At 61.1% G+C, this 19,170-nt stretch carries 18 protein-coding genes; 9 read left to right on the forward strand and 9 right to left on the reverse strand.

The features are described from left to right. The first annotated feature begins 216 nt into the window (after positions 1-216). The 7 genes from AC0V6X_RS11790 to AC0V6X_RS11820 are packed head-to-tail and all read left to right on the forward strand — an operon-like array spanning position 217 to position 9,750. Positions 217-2,775, forward strand: coding sequence for a TonB-dependent receptor (locus AC0V6X_RS11790; RefSeq protein ID WP_486184737.1), 2,559 nt, complete (start codon positions 217-219; stop codon positions 2,773-2,775). Continuing rightward, positions 2,775-3,818: a VOC family protein gene (locus AC0V6X_RS11795; protein ID WP_486184738.1), complete on the forward strand. Its 1,044-nt coding sequence runs from the start codon at positions 2,775-2,777 to the stop codon at positions 3,816-3,818. Before AC0V6X_RS11790 ends, AC0V6X_RS11795 begins: the two co-directional genes overlap by 1 nt. Then, positions 3,808-5,016, forward strand: a complete 1,209-nt coding sequence (locus AC0V6X_RS11800) for a serine hydrolase domain-containing protein (protein WP_486184739.1) — start codon at positions 3,808-3,810, stop codon at positions 5,014-5,016. Before AC0V6X_RS11795 ends, AC0V6X_RS11800 begins: the two co-directional genes overlap by 11 nt. After that, positions 5,013-6,308, forward strand: a complete 1,296-nt coding sequence (locus tag AC0V6X_RS11805; RefSeq protein ID WP_486184740.1) for an MFS transporter — start codon at positions 5,013-5,015, stop codon at positions 6,306-6,308. Before AC0V6X_RS11800 ends, AC0V6X_RS11805 begins: the two co-directional genes overlap by 4 nt. Continuing rightward, positions 6,308-7,870 (forward strand): FAD-binding oxidoreductase, encoded by a 1,563-nt coding sequence (locus AC0V6X_RS11810; RefSeq protein WP_486184741.1) that lies wholly within the window; start codon positions 6,308-6,310, stop codon positions 7,868-7,870. The genes AC0V6X_RS11805 and AC0V6X_RS11810 overlap by 1 nt, the downstream gene beginning before the upstream one ends. Beyond that, positions 7,871-9,028, forward strand: coding sequence for a nitrilase-related carbon-nitrogen hydrolase (locus AC0V6X_RS11815; RefSeq protein WP_486184742.1), 1,158 nt, complete (start codon positions 7,871-7,873; stop codon positions 9,026-9,028). Continuing rightward, complete coding sequence (locus AC0V6X_RS11820) at positions 9,028-9,750, forward strand: hypothetical protein (protein WP_486184743.1); 723 nt, start codon at positions 9,028-9,030, stop codon at positions 9,748-9,750. The genes AC0V6X_RS11815 and AC0V6X_RS11820 overlap by 1 nt, the downstream gene beginning before the upstream one ends. 53 nt (positions 9,751-9,803) lie before the next feature. Here AC0V6X_RS11820 and AC0V6X_RS11825 read toward each other — a convergent pair whose 3' ends face one another. From AC0V6X_RS11825 to AC0V6X_RS11865, 9 genes are read right to left on the reverse strand one after another with little or no spacing between them, the layout of a single operon-like run. After that, positions 9,804-10,862 (reverse strand): zinc-dependent alcohol dehydrogenase family protein, encoded by a 1,059-nt coding sequence (locus tag AC0V6X_RS11825; protein ID WP_486184744.1) that lies wholly within the window; start codon positions 10,860-10,862, stop codon positions 9,804-9,806. Then, positions 10,859-11,107 (reverse strand): hypothetical protein, encoded by a 249-nt coding sequence (locus AC0V6X_RS11830; protein WP_486184745.1) that lies wholly within the window; start codon positions 11,105-11,107, stop codon positions 10,859-10,861. Before AC0V6X_RS11830 ends, AC0V6X_RS11825 begins: the two co-directional genes overlap by 4 nt. Beyond that, positions 11,104-12,291 (reverse strand): class I SAM-dependent methyltransferase, encoded by a 1,188-nt coding sequence (locus AC0V6X_RS11835; RefSeq protein ID WP_486184746.1) that lies wholly within the window; start codon positions 12,289-12,291, stop codon positions 11,104-11,106. Before AC0V6X_RS11835 ends, AC0V6X_RS11830 begins: the two co-directional genes overlap by 4 nt. Continuing rightward, complete coding sequence (locus AC0V6X_RS11840) at positions 12,288-12,812, reverse strand: DUF1330 domain-containing protein (protein ID WP_486184747.1); 525 nt, start codon at positions 12,810-12,812, stop codon at positions 12,288-12,290. The genes AC0V6X_RS11835 and AC0V6X_RS11840 overlap by 4 nt, the downstream gene beginning before the upstream one ends. Further along, entirely contained in the window at positions 12,809-13,270 is a 462-nt protein-coding gene (locus AC0V6X_RS11845; RefSeq protein WP_486184748.1) for a hypothetical protein, read from the reverse strand. The genes AC0V6X_RS11840 and AC0V6X_RS11845 overlap by 4 nt, the downstream gene beginning before the upstream one ends. Continuing rightward, the gene (locus AC0V6X_RS11850; RefSeq protein ID WP_486184749.1) at positions 13,267-14,688 is read right to left on the reverse strand and encodes an aldehyde dehydrogenase family protein; all 1,422 of its coding nucleotides are present in this window, start codon (positions 14,686-14,688) and stop codon (positions 13,267-13,269) included. Before AC0V6X_RS11850 ends, AC0V6X_RS11845 begins: the two co-directional genes overlap by 4 nt. After that, positions 14,685-15,614 (reverse strand): polysaccharide deacetylase family protein, encoded by a 930-nt coding sequence (locus AC0V6X_RS11855; RefSeq protein WP_486184750.1) that lies wholly within the window; start codon positions 15,612-15,614, stop codon positions 14,685-14,687. The genes AC0V6X_RS11850 and AC0V6X_RS11855 overlap by 4 nt, the downstream gene beginning before the upstream one ends. Continuing rightward, positions 15,611-16,495 carry a polysaccharide deacetylase family protein gene (locus AC0V6X_RS11860; protein WP_486184751.1) on the reverse strand — a complete coding sequence of 295 codons (885 nt, stop codon included), beginning with the start codon at positions 16,493-16,495 and terminating at the stop codon, positions 15,611-15,613. The genes AC0V6X_RS11855 and AC0V6X_RS11860 overlap by 4 nt, the downstream gene beginning before the upstream one ends. Beyond that, a complete protein-coding gene (locus tag AC0V6X_RS11865; protein WP_486184752.1) occupies positions 16,495-17,178 on the reverse strand; it encodes an isochorismatase family protein in 684 nt (227 codons plus the stop codon). Before AC0V6X_RS11865 ends, AC0V6X_RS11860 begins: the two co-directional genes overlap by 1 nt. A 112-nt stretch (positions 17,179-17,290) precedes the next feature. On the opposite strand from AC0V6X_RS11865, the gene AC0V6X_RS11870 reads away from it, so the two are divergent. Continuing rightward, positions 17,291-18,652: an alpha/beta fold hydrolase gene (locus AC0V6X_RS11870; RefSeq protein ID WP_486184753.1), complete on the forward strand. Its 1,362-nt coding sequence runs from the start codon at positions 17,291-17,293 to the stop codon at positions 18,650-18,652. A gap of 2 nt (positions 18,653-18,654) precedes the next feature. After that, positions 18,655-19,164: a DUF3598 domain-containing protein gene (locus AC0V6X_RS11875; RefSeq protein WP_486184754.1), complete on the forward strand. Its 510-nt coding sequence runs from the start codon at positions 18,655-18,657 to the stop codon at positions 19,162-19,164. The last annotated feature ends 6 nt before the right edge of the window (positions 19,165-19,170 follow it).

Genomic DNA, 19,170 nt, shown 5'->3' on the forward strand with positions numbered 1-19,170 from the left:
CCTTAGAAACGCCCCCTAACAAACCAAAAGGGTCGAGCGCAAAAGTGTTGCTCAAACGGCACGAAAAGCGACAGGTTCATTCAATTTGTCCGGACAAATTGCACTTCTTCGCTTGACAAGCAAGAGGTTGTCCGGACAAATTTGCATGGAATGCAGGAGGACAGACCGGCGCAAAGTCGGCCCCACTACTTTCGACCAGAGGAAGGAAAGCGTTTCATGATCCCCACTGATAAGACGAAACTGGCTCTGCTTGGTATGACTTCGGTCATTGCTCTAGCAGCGTTCCCCACCGCCGCCGCGGCGCAGGATGGGGAGGAAGAGGCCGCAGAGGAGCAGCGCGGCGTCGGATCGATCATCGTGACCGCCCAGCGGCGCGAGGAAAGCGTTCAGGACGTTCCCATCGCGATTACCGCCTTCTCTGGCGAACAATTGGAGGCGCGCGGGATTTCCAATGCGCTGGAAGTGGCGGCTTTTGTTCCAAACCTTGTCGGTCTGAACAATACCGGCCTCGGCACAGCCAACGCTTACTATCTGCGCGGCATCGGCAACACGGAGTCAATCGCGACCTTCGATCCGCCAATCGGCACCTATGTCGACGATATCTATCTCTCGCGTCAGAACGCCAACAACCTGTCCTTCTTCGATGTCGACCGGGTTGAGGTTTTGCGCGGTCCGCAGGGCACATTGTTTGGTCGCAACACAACCGGCGGTGCGGTGAACGTCTTTCTTGCAGAGCCGGGTGATGACTTTGGCGGCTTCGCTGAGATTGGCTATGGTGCCTATGAGCGGGTGATGGCCCGCGCCTCGCTCGACATTCCTTTGGCGGACACTTTCGCAGTGAAGGTCTCGGGCTATTATCAGGACGACGAAGGTTACGCGATCAACAGCACCACAGGTGAGCGTACCAATGAAAGCGATGGCTGGGGCGTGCGTCTGGGCCTTCGCGGAGAATTGTCAGACAGCGTGCGCTGGACCGGCTCTTACATCCACACATATGCCGATGCAGCCAATATCTTGAATTTCGACTGCGACCCAGCAGATCCCACCAATTGTGATGGCCGCTTTGTCTCGACGGGCCTGACCCGAGACGGCAATTTCGTGAGCCCTGTTTTCGGTCCGCTTTTGACTGGAGACAAAGCCAATTTCGGCCTCGGCAACGAAGCGACGATGGACTTCGTCTCAAGCAATCTGGAGATTGGGATTGGAGACGACTGGACGGTGAACATCATCACCGGCTTCGTCGACATCAAACAGGATTTCGCGCTCGACTTTGCCGATGGGCGCGGCCTGCCAAGCACCGCGAACCCAGTGCCAGCCGTCACTGGCTTTACCTTCGGAGGCTTCACCATCGCCAATGAAGGCGAGCACACGCAATTCACGCAAGAGATCAAGTTCAACGGCTCGATCGCCAATGGCTTTATCGATGTGGTCGGCGGTGTGTTCTATTTTGATGAGGACAACCGCACCGATTTCGGCGATATTTTCTCCCTGAACCTCGGCCCAGGTGGACCGCCGCCTGACGGCTTCCCACTGGTTCTTGCTGACCGCGTGATTGAGAACACGGCAGAGGCTTGGGCTGGCTATTTGCAAGCCGACTTCAACTTGACTGACGCTCTGACGGTGACGGCGGGTATTCGCTACACTGACGAAGAGAAAACCTTCGCCATCCGTGACAACCGTCCGCGAATTGGCGGCGGCCTGTGTCAGGCGGCAGCGCAATTTGGTCCCTCGACCTGCATTGATACCGCAAACCTCACCGCGACCAATGGGCTCGCCATTCCAACCACGCAATCGGTCGATTTGTGGACGCCGCGCTTTGCGATCAACTACGAGGTCAATCCGGACGTCCTGTTGTTCGCCAGCGCCACGCGCGGCTTTAAGTCAGGTGGGTGGAATGCGCGTGGCACCAACCCGGCAGAGCTTCTGCCCTTTGGTCCAGAAACCGCTTGGAGCTATGAAGCGGGCGCCAAGACAGAGCTGTTTGATCGCCTTTTGCGCTTGAACGTTACGGCTTTCTATCTCGATGTCTCTGACCTTCAGACGCCTTCAGCCTTCGTTCGTGGTGATGGATCGCTCGCTTTCATCACCCGCAACTTTGCGGATTACGAGAACAAGGGTCTGGAGGTCGAAATTACGACTGTCCCCGTCGATGGCCTCAATATCTTTGCCGCTATTGGCTATCAGGACGACAAGTACAATATCGACGCCAACGCGCCCGCCTTGGATGAATTCGGCGTGCAATCGGTCGCCGCTCAGCAGGCTGACTGCCTGACGCAGCTTGCCGCCGGCCTTCTACCCAACACCGCCGGTGCGGATGGCGCTGCGGCTTGCGGCGTGGGTATCGTTGCCCCGGATGGTTCGATTGCAGAGCCGGTGCGCACGCCGGATTGGACTGTCGCTTTGGGCATGACCTACGACGCTGAGCTTGGTGACCTGACGCTTACACCTTCGGTCAACGCAAATTGGCGCAGCGAGAGCGAGACTGGCACCAGCGAAGTGACTTTGTTCGATGGTACGGTGACGGGCCCGAGCGGCGCAACCTTCCCGGCGAACTCGCTGGGTCAAGGCAATCCGATTGTTCCAGCCTCTGGCTCGTTCAGTGAGGACCGCTGGATCGTCAACGCATCGCTGACTTTGAGCTCGATTGCCGGGTGGTCGCTGATTGCGGAGTGCAAAAACTGCTTCGACCAAGAAGCGGTGGAATCGGCACTCGCCAATTACAGCTACCTGAACCCGCCTCGCACCTGGACGATCCGGGCGAAGTTCGACTTCTGATGCTACACAAAGTGACGGCGGCGGTGGCTCTTACCGCCGCCGCCGCTTCTCCTCTTACCGCTGAATCAGCCTCGGACTACGGAGTGGAACCGTGGTCCGAAGTCGTTGTGAGCGTCGCGGATTTGGACAGCAGCGCTGAATGGCTCATCGAAGATGGCGGCTGGCGCGAAGTGAGCGCGGGCGCTGTTTCGGCAAGTGAGATTGCCTATTGGCAACTGCCGATGCAAGCCTCTGCCCAGTACCGAAAGATCTGCGCCGCAGAAGCGATAACCGGCTGCATCCGCTTCATCCGCTTTGACAATGCGGGCGAGCAACGCCCCATCCGTCCGGCAGCGCGTCCTTGGGACACCGGCGGCATCTTCTCGATCATGCTGCGAAGCGAGGACACGCAGGCCCTGTTCGACGCAGCCCTTGCGCGTGGATGGTGGGCGGAGAGCGAACCCTATCGTTTCAGCTTCGGCGGATCGGACCTCGTCAATGTCGTGGTGCGCGGCCCGCACGGGGTGAGCTACGCGCTCTACCAGCGCGAGAATCCGCCTTTCACCGACTTTCCAATCGGCCGATTGAGCCAGGCCTTCAACACAATGCGCATGGTCGCGGACCAGCCCAAGGCGTTGACCTTCTACCGCGACACTTTGGGGTTCGACGTCCTGTTCGACGCCCCCTTCACCGATCCCGAGCCGCGCTCAAACAATTTCTCCGTCCCCGCCAATCTTGCAACGACGCTCGAACGACGCGCTGCTGTCGCCCAGCCGATCCTGCCGGGCGAGACAGGGCGGATCGAGGTGATGCAGTTTGTCGGCTTTGAAGGGCGCAATTTCGCCGCCCACGCCTCTCCGCCCAATTTCGGGATCATCTCGGTCCGCTATCCGGTGCGCGACTTCGACGCCTATCGTGGGGTGCTAGAGGAGTGCGGGGTCGATGCAGAGTATGAAGGCGAAAGCGTGACTATCGCCGCGCTCTCCGCCAGCACCATTCCCACCCGCCTCTTCGCCGTGCGCGATCCCGATGGCAGTCTGACGGAGTTCTATGATGCGCCTTAGCCTAAGCGCCCTGATCGGCGCCGCTCTCGTCGCCACTCCTCTGGCCGCGCAATCAACCGGCGATCCGGAGTTCGACCGTCGCTGGCAGAGCATGCTCGGCGGTGGATACGAGCCGCTCACCATCCCGACCGAATGGTATGATCCCGTGGCGCAGGTTCCGGGCGCAGAGGCACCCGTCGAGACAACCACTGCCGAGGCCGCGGGCATCGCGCCCACCGCTCTCAACGCAGCGGCCGGTTGGGCCGAGACGCAGAACTCTACCGCTCTGCTTGTCGCTCGTGACGGCGAGCTGGTTTTCGAGCGCTATTGGCAAGGCACGAAGCGCGACACACGTTTCAACCCGCAGAGCATGTCCAAAACCGTGCTCGCTATGCTGGTCGGGATCGCGATTGATCGCGGTGAGATTGCCTCGGTCGATGACCCGGTCGGCACATACCTCACCGAATGGGCCGGACAGGCGCGGGGAGATATCACCATCCGCCAGATGCTGTGGATGTCGGCAGGTCTGGAGCAGGGCGATGACGGCTTTGGCTATGCCGTCACACCAGAAAACCCGATTGTACGGCACTCGCTTGGGAGCGACTTTACGCAGCTGCTGTTTTCGTTGGAGCTGACGGACGAGCCGGAAACCGCGTTCGATTACAACAATCAGGTCAACCAGCTGATTGGCGTCATCCTCGAACGCGCGAGCGGGATTGAATATGAGACCATGCTGTCCGAGCGCTTGTGGAAGCCCCTCGGCCTGCGCACCGCTGCAATGCCACTCGACCGCGAGGGTGGATTGGTGCTGACCAGCTGCTGCATCCTTTCTCGCCCCATCGACTGGCTGCGGCTGGGCGAGCTGTTTGTGAGCGGCGGTCGCTATCAGGGTGAGCAAATCGTCCCCGAAAGCTGGCTTGCGGAGATGATCGCGCCCTCACCCGCATATCCCGGCTACGGCTATCAGGTCTGGGTCCACAACCAACGCATCGGCGGAGAGCGTCCTCCGGGGGTTCCACTAGTCCCGTGGCAAAGCGAGGCGTTTGCAAGCAGCCAAGTCATCATCTTCCACGGCCATGGCGGCCAGCGCACTTACGTGATGCCGGACAAGGGCCTCGTCATCGTGCGCGCTGCGCGGGATTGGCCCGATGCATGGGACGACGCTCTGCTGCCAAATGTGATATGGCGCGGGACTGAGCTTGAGGGAGAGACTGAGTGAACGCGACTGGGGATCAAGACAAAGGCCCGAACGAATTTTCGAAGGGCTGGGCGGTTCTGCTCGCAGGTGTCTTTGGCGTCATGTGTGGTGCCTCACCCATTCCCTACAACGTCATCGGCTTCACCGCAGAACCGCTTCAGGCCGAATTTGGGTGGAGCCAGACGCAGATCCTTCTCCCCATCACTCTGTTCGGTGTGATCGCGAGCTTCCTCGCGCCCGTCTTTGGCTGGATGGCGGACCGTTATGGCGTGCGTCCCGTCGCGCTCTGGTCACTCTTCGCTTTTGGCGTGGCGTTCGCGGCAATTTCCCTCACTCCGACCGAGAATACGGCCCAGACGCTCTACATCTATTACGGGTTCTGGGTGGCCGTGGGGCTGGTCGGTATCGGCTCAACCCCGGTCACGTGGAGCCGAGCGATCAATCTGTGGTTCTATAAACATCGCGGGCTCGCGCTCGGGATCCTGCTGATGGGGACCAGCCTTGCCGCCATGATAATCCCGCGCGTCGCGGTGGAGCTGATCCAGGCCTATGGCTGGCGATCGATGTTTGCAGGTGTCGCGATCTTCCCGGCCATTGCGCTTGTCATCGCCTATTTCCTGTTCCGCGAGCCGCACCCTGACGAGCGTCCCAAAGCGATTGAGAGCGACACGGGCAACCTTACCGGAGTGACGCTAGGAGCGGCGCTGAAGGATTATCGTTTCTACATCATATGGATCTCCATCGCGCTGATTGCGGCCGCATTCGGAGGCGCCTTCATCAACATGCCAACCATGCTGCGACTGCGCGGTGTGGATGCGGAAACCGCTGCGAGTGTCATGGGCATTCTGGGCATCGGCATTTTTGCCGGACGACTGATTACCGGCGCTTTGCTCGACCGGTTCTGGCAGGGTTTTGTCGCTTTCCCGCTGCTTTGCCTGCCTGCGATTTCTGCGTGGCTGCTGCTGGGGGATAGCCTACCGTTCATGTGGGCCGCGCTCGCCGGGTTCCTGCTGGGATTTGCGGCTGGAGCGGAGAGCGATCTCATCGCCTATCTCACTGGACGGTATTTCGGGATGGCCAATTACGGCAAGATTTACGGCATGCTCTACATGCCATTCGGCCTGTTCAGCGCCGCCTCGCCTGTGATCTATGCGCAAGTTTACGACCGCACAGGAACCTATGACCCGATGCTTGAGATATCGATCGGCATGTTCATAGTGGGCGGCGGCATATTGCTGTTGCTCGGCAAATATCCCGAGAGCTTCCCTGAAGCTGAAACCGAACCTCCTTCCCCCGCAATGGAGCCCGCCTGATGGCCACCCTAGCCAATGACAACCCGCTCGCCCCTGTTCGCTCTGCCGTCAGTGCGCCCTCGCTGTTGGACGATGCTAAGAACCTCGCGCTGTTCAGCCATGATGTGCTGTCACGCGGCGCGGAGCCGCTCGGCGTCTTCCGCCCTTCAAGTGTCGAGGAACTGGCCGCAGGCGTCGAAGCGGCAACCAAGGCAGGCATCGCCATCGTCCCGCGCGGCGGGGGGATGAGCTATACCAGCGGCTATCTCTATGAAGGTGGCCCGCATCTGCTGGTGGACACAGGCGGCCTCGACCAGATCCTTGACATCAACGAAGAGGACATGACCGTTACGGTCGAAGCAGGCGTCAGCTGGGACAAGCTCCACCGAACACTCCAGCCCAAAGGTCTGCGCGTATATGCTTGGGGCACCCTCTCCGGCATCCGCGCCACGGTCGGCGGCGGGATGAGCCAGAACGGGCTCTTTTGGGGCGCGCGCAATGGCAGCGCGGTGGACAGCGCGATCAGCATGGATGTTGTGCTGGCAGACGGCACGATCCTCTCCACAGGCTCCGAATTCTTCCGCCCCTTCGGCCCTGACCTGACCGGTATCTTTGCTGCCGATTGCGGAGCTTTCGGCGTCAAGGCGCGGGTGACGCTGAAACTGGTGCGCGAGGCGACTGCGTTTGCCTATGGCTCTTTCAGCTTCGACACGCATGACGCGCTTCTAACCGCGATGAGCGCGATTGCGCGCGAGGAATTGGCGGCGGAAAGCTTCGCTTTTGACCCCTTCCTGCAAGCCCAGCGGATGAAGCGCGACACGCTGATGAAGGACGCCAAGCAGCTTGGCAATATGGTCAAGGATCAGGTCAAAACGGGCGGCGTGTTCAAGGCGATGAAGGAAGGCGCGAAGGTTGCGCTTGCAGGGCGTTCGTTCCTCGACGACGTGCCTTTCAGCCTGCATTGCGTGTCAGAGGGTCGCCATCAGGGCGGCGTCGATGCAGACATGAAGCGGATTGAGGAGATTGTGCGCGATGCAGGCGGAAAAGTGGTCGAAAACTCGATCCCAAAAATCCTGCGCGCCAACCCATTCCCACCGCCCAATTCAATTCTCGGCCCCAATGGCGAACGCTGGGTTCCGGTTCACGGTTTCTTGCCACATTCCAAGCTGATCGAGGCGTGGGAGCGGCTGCAAGCCCTTTGGGCGCAAAACTCTCCTGCCATGGAGCATCTTGGCGTTGAAACCGGCGCGCTAATCGCCGCGACCGGCCGCTCTTCCTGCCTGATCGAGCCAGTTTTCTTCTGGCCGGGCGAGCACAACCCGCTCCACCACGAAGCGGTAGAGGCTGACCATATGGCAAAGCTGGAAGCCGCACCCGACAATCCGGAAGCCAGCGCGCTGGTGATGGAACTGCGCGCGCAGGTGATCGACATTTTCCGCGAGATGGGCGCGATCCACCTGCAGATTGCGCGCAGCTATCCCTTGAAAGCGAGCCACGACGCCGCTGGATGGGATATGCTCAAAGCGCTGAAGGCCCAAGTCGACCCAAAGGGATTGATGAACCCTGGCAGTTTGGAGCTGTAAGTGAATTTCGAGCTCGACCGCAGGCGGGCTCTTGTAGCAGGCGCGATCACGGCCATCGCGGCAAACACACCTTTGCGGGCACAGGAGACTGAGAATTTGACCGACACCTCCACCTACTGCGCGATGGCGATGCAGTTGACTGCGCGCTCGCTGGAGCAGTTGCCTGACACAACCGCCGCGCGCGCCGCGATGCTTGATCATATTGCCGAGATCGAAGGCGCGATCCGCACCTCGTCCATCTTCGTCGCGCAATATACGGGCAAGCCGGTCAAGCTAGTGGTGCTGCCCGAATATCTCTTCACCTCCTATCCCGGGCGCATCTCGATCCCCGATTTCGCAGAGCGGGTCGGATGGGCACCAGACGGGCCGGAATATGAGGCTTTGGGCACAGTCGCGCAGAACCTCGGCACGTTCTTGGCCGGCAACGCCTACGAGAGCGATCCGGCCTTTCCGGACTTTTACTTCCAATCCTGCTTCATCGTCGCGCCTTCAGGAGACGTGGTGCTGCGCTATCGCCGCCTCTTGTCGATGTATGCGCCGAGCCCGCATGACGTGTGGGAGAAATATCTCGACACTTACGGTCTGGAAGGCGTCTTCCCGGTCGCGAAGACCGAAATCGGCAACCTTGCAGCGATCGCCTCAGAGGAGATCCTCTACCCCGAAATCGCACGCGCTCTGGCGCTGCGAGGGGCAGAGATATTCTGCCATTCCTCCAGCGAAGTCGGCTCGCCCATTGCCACCAACAAGGACATCGCGAAGCAGGCGCGCGCGTTTGAAAACCTCGCCTATGTCGTCAGCGCCAACACCGCTGGAATCTCTGGCACACCGATGCCGCTTTCGAGCGCGGAGGGGAACAGTCAAGTCGTCGACTGGAAGGGCCGCGTCGTGGCGCAGTCAGGCGACGGAGAGACCTTTACCGCCTTTGCCCCCATCGACCTTGGCGCATCGCGCGAGGCGCGCCGGACCACCGCAATGACGAACTACCTCGCCCGCCAGCGCCCGGCTCTGTTTGCTGAAGCCTATGCCGCCGCTGCCGAGCCGTTCCGCGGACCGGATGGTATGATGGAAGGGGGCGAACCCACCATCCCTGACCGCGCCTATTTCAACCGCGCACAGGACGAAGTGATCGAGCGTCTGATCAAGGCCGGAGTGATCTAATGAAACACCGCAATGTTCGCGGCAAAATCCGCTATTCCTCAATGAAACCGGGGATGGAAGGGCAAGAGCGGGGGCGCGAATGGTTCAACTTTTCGCACCACGCAGATGGCTCAATTATCATGACCGCCCAATGCGAGATTGAGGAGCCCGATCCCACCGTCCTGCGTAACATCACCTGTCATATCGGCCCGGATCGCAAACCCAAGAACTTGCTCGTCCACCTGACATTGGGCGATGAATTCCTAGGCTCGGGATGGATGGCGTATGACGCAGAGAACGGCAAGATTCTATGCGAAAGCCATGGGCCTTCGATCGGGCGCAATTCGGAAAGCCAGGACGCGGTCGAGTTCGACGCGTTCGGAACGCATCCGGTTGTCGGCGATGGCTTTACCACGCGGCTGATGGATGTCAGCCAAGGCCCTCACAAGCGGCGGCTCAAATTTTATCTTCCCTCCCCCGACCATCGCGGAGCGAGTGCACCCCAGATCGCCTATCTCGAAATGACGATGGAATATGTCGGCGAGGAGGCGAGGACAGTTGAAGCCGGAACCTTCCAATGCCGCCACTATCGCTATGTCGATGAAAGCGACGAAGGCATGGGCGGCACGCGGCACCCCGATTTCGACATGTGGGTGACGGCCAATGAGGACAGCGTTCTCGTCTATGGCTCAATCGATGGGTATATGATGAACCGGTACGAGCTCGTTGAGCTAGAGCGCTGATGGCGTCCAGCCCGGCGCAATACTTGGCAGACTAACCGCGCTCTAGTCGCGCTTCATTCTCTGGGCGTAGAGCGCTGCTCAGCCACCTGCACCATAACCTTGCCCATATGCGCGCCGCTTTCGAGATGCTCGTAGGCCGCGCGCGCATCGTCGATGAAGAATTTCCGGTCGACGAGGGTTTCGACGCCCTTCTCGCCCATCACTTTGAGCGCCGCTTCAAACATCCCGCGATGCCCGCTGGTGATGCCCTTGATGGTGATGTTCTTGCCGAGGATCGCGCCTTGGCCAAAATCACCCTTGTCTTGCGGGGACCCGGAGAGAGCGCCCAGTGTCCCGATGCGGCCTTCGACAGCGGTAGCAGTGAGAGTCTGCTCAAACTCGCCGAAGCCAATCGTGTCGACAACGACATCCGCGCCGCGTCCGCCTGTGGCCTCCAACAAAGCCGCGCCCCAATCGGGCCGGTCCTTGTAATTGATGGTGTAATCCGCGCCCATCTCGCGCGCTTTGGCGAGCTTCTCGTCGGACGAAGACGTGATCGCAAATTCGCAGCCGAGCGCCTTGGCGAGTTGCAGCGCATAGATCGAGACACCGCCCGTGCCTTGCGCCAGCACCAGCTTGCCGGGAGCAGCTTCTCCGAAGGCGACCATGGCGTGCCATACCGTCCCCGCGACCACAGCCAGCGTCGCCGCCGCCGCATCGCTGACGCTCTCGGGCACCTTAATCGCGGCCTTGGCGGGGAGGACCACTTTCTCGGCGAGCCAGCCATCCATCGTGACGCCGACATCGCGCCCGAAGATGTGGAAGCCAAAGCCCGCTTCCGGATCCCAATCGACAAAATTCGCCGCAACCACACGGTCGCCCACTTCGAAGCCAGAGACACCCTCGCCCAAAGCCTCGATCACGCCGACACCATCGGTCAGCGGAATGCGATCCTCGGGCAGGTCGGTACCGTATGCCCCTCGCAGTATCATCAGGTCGCGGTAGTTGAGCCCTGCAGCGATCACAGAGACAAGGACCTCGCCCTCGCCCGCCACAGGCGCGTCGCGTTCGACCATGCGCAGGCTCTCTATGCCCCCACGCGGTCCGATTTCCCATGCTTTCATAGCGCTCATGCCTCCCGGACCGGCGCAAAGACGCGGTCGATGAATTCCTTCACCTTCGCTTCTTTGTCGACTGGCTGGCCGCTCTTGGTTTCCTCAAGCGCAAGCAGACGCTCCTCCTGAACCCAGACTTCTTGCGCGAGGTTCAGCACCACCGCAACAAAACGATCCATGCCGGGATCGGCGAAGAAACGCGGGTTGCCCTGATCGTCGTAAAGGCTGGGCGGGGCGTCTTCGGGGCGCAGCTTCTCGCTCATCGCTTAAACGCTCCATAGCCATACCACATGACCCCTTCGGCGAGGCGTCCTGTCGTCTGCTGGCCAACGCCTTCAGCGCGGTCACCGCTCGCGGCTTCGCGCACCGCATCCTCGCCATAGATGCCGATGGAGGGCACGACGAATTCGAAGAAATCATCGGCGCCAAAGCCCGCCCGCTCGCAAATTTCCACCGGCACTTCGTCGCGGTAGCCTTTGTAATAGGGCTCGTTGTTATAATAGCTGTCCCAGTCGAGGTAGAAGCCCTCAAACGCGCCCATCTGGGCGTTGGGCGGCAGTTCCATATGGACGACCAGCCCGCCGGGCTTGAGCACGCGGTGGGCCTCCTCGAAGCACTTGGCGCGCTGCTTCTTTGACAGTTCATGGAGGAACATGCTCGACCACACGACGTCGAAGCTTTCATCCTCAAAGGCCAGATCGTCGGCGCACATCTGTCGGAAATCGACCGCCTGTCCCTGCATCTTCGCGCGCGCTGAGCCGTATGCGAGCGGGCCGGGAGCAGCGTCAATCGCAACCACTTCGGCCTCCGGATAGGCCTGCTTCCACGGCAGCGTGTTATGGCCGATGGTGCAGCCGGTATCGAGGATGCGTTTGGGCGCGAAGTCAGGGAAGCGCTGCTTGATATACTGGCTCATCGAGAGGCCGATATCGTCCAGATTGGCGCCCATCAGCCCCATCGAGAACACGGCGAGGCCCCGGTCATAGACCGCGCCTGCTTCAAGCGAGTCCGCCCCGCGCGTGTAGCTGCCCGGCATCAGGTGGACGTCGATCGCGTGGACGTTCTTGGGCACGTCGAGATCGGGGTTGAGGGTGAGCGAGCCTGCTGCACCGCTCGCTTTAGCAGCCTCTGCTGCGAGCCGGTCGGCTTCGCGCTCAACGCTGTCGGCGACGCTCGCCCAGACCATCTTTTGCGCCTGCACACGCATGGCGGAGTAGATGTTGAAGGCCGGGTCGCCGCGCAGCGCCTGATGCGCCTCGCGGCTGGTCTCGGGATCGCGGCCATGCTCCTTGCGGAAAGCAGGCGCGGCACGCCGTTCATAGGCGTTCGCCATATCGCCGGCGAGATCGTTCAGGATCAGGCTGCGAATGCCCGAGGTAAAGCGCCCGCGCGCGATCTCATCCGGCGTCGCATCCGCCTTCATCGGGTGTTGGAGTTCGACTGTCATTGTGCGTCTCCTGCTTGCTCTTGAGGGGCGTTGGGGCCGACCACCGGCACCTCCAATTGAGGGACATCCGGGTCGGAGAAATCATGGGTGAAGCGCGCATCCCCGACCTTGCCGACCAAGTCATCGCGCAAAGGCGCTTCGGCATAGATTGTGACGGTGTAGTCGCCCGCACTCGTCGGCTCCTGCCGGATGCCGATGATCTCTTCCTGATAGACTTTCGAGTTCCAGAAGGCGCGCGCGTTTTCGATACAGGGGAAGCGGACCGTAAGGTTCACATAGTCGGGCTCGACATCGCCCTCGAAGACCTCCAGAGGGCGGGGCACATTGACGTAATAGCCGCCCAGCTCTTGGTAGATCTCACTCTCAGCAATTGCGGCGGCGTATTGCCCCATTCGTGCGCGGTCGAGCGTGCGGCCTTCGATCACCATGTAGACCGGCTGGTCGCAGGTAGAAACGGGTGGAGGCGGCGCTTCGCCGGGGCCGATGCCTTGCAGAGCCATCAGAATTGCAGCCGAAATCATGGGGCCTCGATCCTCCATTCATCACACAAAGTGCGCTTCCACGGCTTCCCGTCCTTGAACCATTGCCAGGTCCGTGCGCGGCTCTGGCCGTCGGGCGCAATGTTGATCATCTCAATGTAATAAGCGCCCGGCTCGTCAATTCGATCCAGCTTGAGCATCAGTGTGTCTTCGGCCGTCTGCCAGCAATAGCCGCTGAAGCGATCCGTATCCCAGACAAGCCGCTCACCTTTGAGCTTGCCGCCGAACTCGTAGACCGCTGTCTCGCCGTCTTCCCAAGAAAGCCAATTGTGCTGGATGTAGTGCCACTCGCCCGTGTCGGGAAACTCGCAATGGGTTTTCACTTTGTGTGCATCGAGCAAGCCGCCATCGGCGTCAAAGTGGCGATACCAGCCGTCCCACCAGCCATCATGGTCGAGCATGGCGGGCATCACCGCTTCGAGAGCCGCACGGTTGCTCACCCCTGCTGGCCTTCCGCATAGGCATGGATCGGCAACGGATCGCCCGTCTGGCGGATCATCGCCTGTTCGCGCAAGTAGCGCAGCATGCCGCTATCCCCCATCCGGCTCGGCCCCAATCCGGAGGCCTTGCGCGACACGTTGGCCGCATCGCCCACCATAGAGGTCAACGCACCATCTTGCAGCGATATAGCGCCTGCATCGAGCTTGGCGCCGACTGCAGCCGCCTCCTCCAGCGACCCTGCCAAGACCGCAGCCGAAAGGCCGTATTCGGAGTCGTTAGCTTGGGCGATGGCGCCATCTAAATCGTCATAGACCGTCACGGGCAGAACCGGGCCAAAGGTCTCCTCCCGCATCACCGCCATGTCGGGCGTGACCCCGCTCAAGATCGTAGGTCGCAGATATTTGCCGCCGCCCAAGGTTTCGACTTCGCCGCCGGAGAGAACCTTTGCACCGTTCGCTTTGGCATCGTCGATCTGGGACTGGACCTTGTCCGCTTGGGCAGGGAAGATGAAGGGCCCCAAATGCCCGGTATTGGGATCAGGATGGGTGATCCCAACCTGCTCGGCGCCCGCGATCAGAGCCGCCATGAAGGGCTCCGCGATCTCCTGCGCCACATATATCCGCTCGATCGACTGGCAGGCTTGTCCGGTCGCAACGATGCTCGCGCGTAGGGCCACACCGGCGGCCCATTCGGGATCGGCGCTGGCGGTGATGATCATCGGGTCTTTGCCGCCTAGCTCCAGGTTCGCGGGGATCAGCTGGCGCGCGGCGGCCTGTGCCACTTTGCGGCCTGTCGCGGTGGAGCCGGTGAAGCAGACATAGTCGACTTCCTCGATCAGCGCTTGGCCCACTTCCGGCCCACCCATGACGTAGGCGAGCGGGAGTTCAGGCACCTGCGCCAAGACATCGCGCATCGGCTCGACGAAACGCGGCGTGACTTCGCTAGGTTTCACCAACGCAGCACAGCCCGCCATCAGGGCAGGCACGGCGTCGATATGGCTGAGGATGACAGGGAAGTTCCACGGCGCGATCGCCCCGAAAAGCGGATAGGCACTGTACTCGGTGACGATCTCGATGCCCGGCGTTGCGGAGGGTTTGGGGTCACGGTCTAGCCTTGCAAACAGTTCAGGCCCGCGGACAGCCCAGCGCCGGATATTGCCGGCCGCACCCTGTACCTCAATCCACGAAACCGCGCCGCGTCCGGTATCGATGGTGAGCGCGGCGGCGATTTGCGGAGCGGCGGCCTCCATCGCGTCGGCGAAGCGCGTCAGGACGGCAGCACGTGCCTCGGCCCCTATGGCTTCCCACGCAGGTTGGGCCTCGCGCAAACGCGCAGCCTCGGCGGCGATTTCCTCGCGGGAAGTGACCGCGAAGGTGTAATCCGCCTCGCCGGTGCGGGGATTGCGTGCTTTCATCATTGCTGGCTCTTCCACTCCGCCACAATCTCTTCGCCGGTCGCGATCCATGCTTCCTCGCGGCCCGCCAGATCAGCCAGCAGCTCTTCCAAAGCGCCGATGCGATAGGGCAGACCCATGATATAAGGCGTCAGATGGATCGGTAGCATCCGCCCGCCTCCCTTCGTGTAGGCCGTGCCCTTGGCCTCCGCCGCCAGCCAGTCGAAGGCGTCCCGCATCATCTGCGCCCAGCCCTCGGCCGAATGCTGCTGCGTCGCGACGATCATGCGGTCGGACAGTTCGGTGTTGAGCGGCAGGTTGGTGAGGCCGTTCTTGAAGGCGTAGGGCAGCTCGTCATTCACCCAGTCGCAGGTGTAGGCGAGGCCGTGCTCGGCGAGCAGATCCGCCGTGCGCCAGCTTTGCGAACGCGCGATGGAGAGCCAGCCTTTGGGTTTGACGCCGCTCGCTTTCTCCAGCCGAGAAAGGCTGTCGGCGACCAGTTGGCGCTCTTCCTCTTCGGGCAGATCGGAGGTGATGGTGCCGTTCATGTCGGTCGAATGCGCGATGATCTCGTGACCATCGGCGCGCACCGCTTCGATCAGCTGCGGATAGCGTTCTGCCACCGCAGCATTGATCGCGAAGCTCGCCTTAACGCCCGCCGATCTGAACGCGTCCAGCATCCTCCAGACGCCGACGCGATTGCCATAATCGCGCACCGTGTAGTGGCGGTAGTCGGGATACGGCGTGACCATATGGCCGGGCGCGCGGAAGGGTGTATCCTCCGGCGTAATCGGAAACCATTCGAGGCTGACGCACAGCCACACCGCGACCGATTTGCCTTGCGGCCAAGCGACCGGAGCCCGCGCGTGCATGTTGGACCAGTCATAATAGTCGTGATCGTAGCCTTCGCGGCGATGCGGGTAGGTGGTGTATTTGTCGGGGAGGGTCATTGCGCCGCCCTCCAATGATCGACGATTTCGCCAGCTCTTGCCTTCCAGCAGCGGGGGTCAGCGGCGATGTGGGCAAGCGCCTCTTCGAAAGGCCCGATCCGGTGCGGTTGGCCGATCAGATAGGCGTGGAGAGGAATGCACATCACCGTGCCTGAACCCGTCCGCTCGCCCTCCTCTGCCAAGCGATCAAATTGCTGGATCAGACTGTCAGCATATTCGCGGCCCGACATGCCATAGACGTTGAAGCCATAGTGATCGTTGACCTCGAGACTATAAGGGATCGAGGCGAGCGCGCCTTTGGCGACCTTCACATCCTGCACCTGATCGTCGTGATAGAGGTCGCAGGTATAGGTGAAGTCATACTCCGCCAGCAGGTCGAGCGTGCGCGGCGTATGGGTCAGCGCGGGAGCGAGCCAGCCGCGAATGCGCTGTCCGGTTGCGCGCTCGACCGTCGCAATTAAATCCTCGATAATGTGGCGTTCTTGAGCCTCAGACATGCCGTAGGAATAGCGCGTGTTGTAAATGCCGTGGCTGAAGAACTCCCAGCCGCGCTCAACGCCGTCGGCGACAACCTCTGGGTGGTGGTCGCACAGGGCCACCGAGAGACTGACCGAACCGGGAAACCCATAACGACTCATCACATCGGCCATGCGCCAGTGGCTCACGCGGTTGGAATGGTCGCGATAAGAATAGCCGACCACATCGGGATGCGCCTTGGACCAGCTTTTGCGGTGCGGATTGGCGGGCGGGTCGATCTCGTAATATTCGAGGTTCGGCGCGACCCAGACTGCGCAGGTCTTCCCTTCCGGCCAGGCCAGCTTGGGACGGTCTTTGTAGGCGTGATATTCGTAGAGCCCGGGATCGGGCTGGCCCTCCTGCATCAACGCGCCTCCAGCCAGTCAATCACCGCCTGCACAGGCTCGACATCGGCATATTTGAGCTGAAGGTCGGTAAGGTTGGCGAAGTGATAGCTTTCATGCTTGTCAGCACAGGTCTCAATCGGAACGATGGTGCGGTATCCGTGGCTAAGCGCATCCACTGCTGTTGCCCGAACACAGCCGCTGGTCGAACCACCAGTAACCACCACCGTGTCAACGCGGTGGAAGGTTAGGTAGCTCGCGAGCGGCGTCTCGAAAAAGACGCTCGGCATGCGCTTTGTGAATTGCAAGTCGTCCGGCTGGATGTCGCAGCGCGGGTCGAATGCGTGGCGCTCTGAGCCATATTTGATGTTCTGCAAGCTGTCTTCCGTATCGGTCCGTGTGCCCCAGACTCCGGCGTCAGCAGCGTCATCCTTGTAAGCCACGCGGCTCCAGATCACCGGCATGCCTTTGGCGCGGGCGAGCGAACTGATCTGGTTGATATAGTCGATCTGTTTGGGATCAGTCTCGTAAGCCGTCTTGAACATATCTGTGCGAGTGTAGGCCTGCTGTACGTCGACATTCACAATCGCAAGTTTCTCGCCAAAGCCGAATTTCTTGCGCGCGGGGTTGGCCATCACCTCTTCAAAAAGCTGGCGGGCACTCTTGCCGTCTTCGACCATTTTCGTGCCGATCCATTCGCTCATGTATTACGTCTCCGTTTTCGAGCTTTGACACTCTTTGGGCTTTGACAGGCCACAATAAAGTTGCGTAGAGGCTTGTCGAGCAAAATTTGTCCGGACAACTTTTGAGGCCGCTTTGACCCCCACCATCACCCGGCACGTCCTAACCATTCCTGCTGCTGGACCGGACCGGCCAGCGCGCAAGGTCCATTATCGCCGCTGCGGTAAGGGGCCGATGCTGCTGATGGTGCACCAAAGCCCCCGGTCGAGCGCCGAATATGCCGATCTCATGCGCAAATGGGGCGAGCATTTCACGTGTGTTGCGCCCGATTCACCGGGGTTCGGACAAAGTGATCCTTTGCCGGGTCAACCCGAGATCGCCGAGTTCGCCGATGCCCTGGGCGAATTTCTCGATTGCCTCGGTGTCGAAAGCTGCCCCGCCTACGGTTTTCATTCGGGCGGGATCATCCTTGTCACGGCTCTAAAACGCCATCCGGAGCGGTTCTCCGCCCTTGCCATTGGCGGCTATGCAATCTGGAACGAGGAGGAAATGCGCATCTTCGGAGAGCGCTATCTCCCCGAGTTTCACCCGTCCGATTATGGCGAGCATCTGACATGGCTGTGGAACCGGATGCTGGAGCAGAGCTGGGTCTTCCCGTGGTTCGACACGAGAGAGCAAGCGCGGCTTTCGGTCGCCCATGCGGACATTGCGCGAGTGTCGCAGGCGGTTTCCGAGATGCTCGATGCGGGCAACGCCTATCAAGCGGGATATGGAGCGGTGCTGCGCGCGCCGCGTGACATTCCGCCCGTCGACGCTGACGTGCCGCCCTGCCTCATCACCGCTTACAATGGCGATCCCCTGCAAGCACATCTCGACCGGTTGGGCGATATGCCGAGTGGGTGGGAAGCGCGGCCCGTGGCAACGCCTGCGGACCATCAGGCCGAGAGCCTAGCCTTCCTGCAAGCTCGCAGCGAGGGGGACGACTGTCCCGACTTGGCCGAGGATGCGGACGAAGGCTGGCTCGACGTCGACGGCTCGCTGATCCACTGGAAGGGCGAGAGAGGGGGCGAGCTTATCCTCCACGGACCCGCTGGTGAGATGGCAGAGCCCGGCGCTGGCGAGATTGCCATCGACGTGCCCGGACATGGCTTCTCCGACAATGCGCAGGACATGGCCGCGACGGTCAAGGCCTTCGGCGAGGCCGTAGGTGCCTCCGATACAGTGTGGCCCGCCGCGCCCGCTGGAGACCCTGAGCTGCTCTACCCCGACATGACGCCCGACCGTTTCGGCCAATACCTCCAGCGCGCCTGGGCCTGTGCGCGGGCCGAGGTGTTCTTCGAACCATGGTATGAAGCCTCTGCTGTAAACGCGATCCCGCTCGACGAAGCCAAGCTCGACCCCCACGTCCTTCACGCTCGCGCGCGCGCTCGCATCCGCGCCGGCGATGCCGCGCGGCGCTGGCATGATACACTGATCACACTCAACGGAGCCTCCTGAAGATGACCACTTTCGCTGAATTCTCCGAACGCATGCCGCTGCTCGCCCGCCACGAGGGGGTCTGGGACGGCACCTATTCCTACTTCAACGCCAAGGACGAGCTTGTCGACCAGCATGCCAGCCGCCTGCTATGCCGGATGACGGGGGAGGACGCGATCCCCTATCACCAGACCAACCACTACACTTGGCCGGACGGCAAAACCGAAGTGCGCGACTTCCCCGCGACCTATCGTGACGGGCGCATCTGGTGGGACAATGAGCTGATCCAGGGCTGGGCCGCTGAAGTGCCGCTTGACGAATATAACCGCACAATGATGCTCTATTGGCAGCGCACTGGCGATCCTTCGCTCTATCTCTATGAGCAGATCCAGATCTCTGACGATGGCCAGAACCGCTGCCGCACATGGCACTGGATCAGGAACGGAGCGCTGGAAACGCGCACCGCCATTCAAGAGACGTTTGTGACCAAGGACTGGCGCGCAATTGATGCGGAGATGAAGGCGAACGCCTAGATTAGG

The sequence above is a fragment of the Erythrobacter sp. S267 genome, from assembly GCF_057365045.1.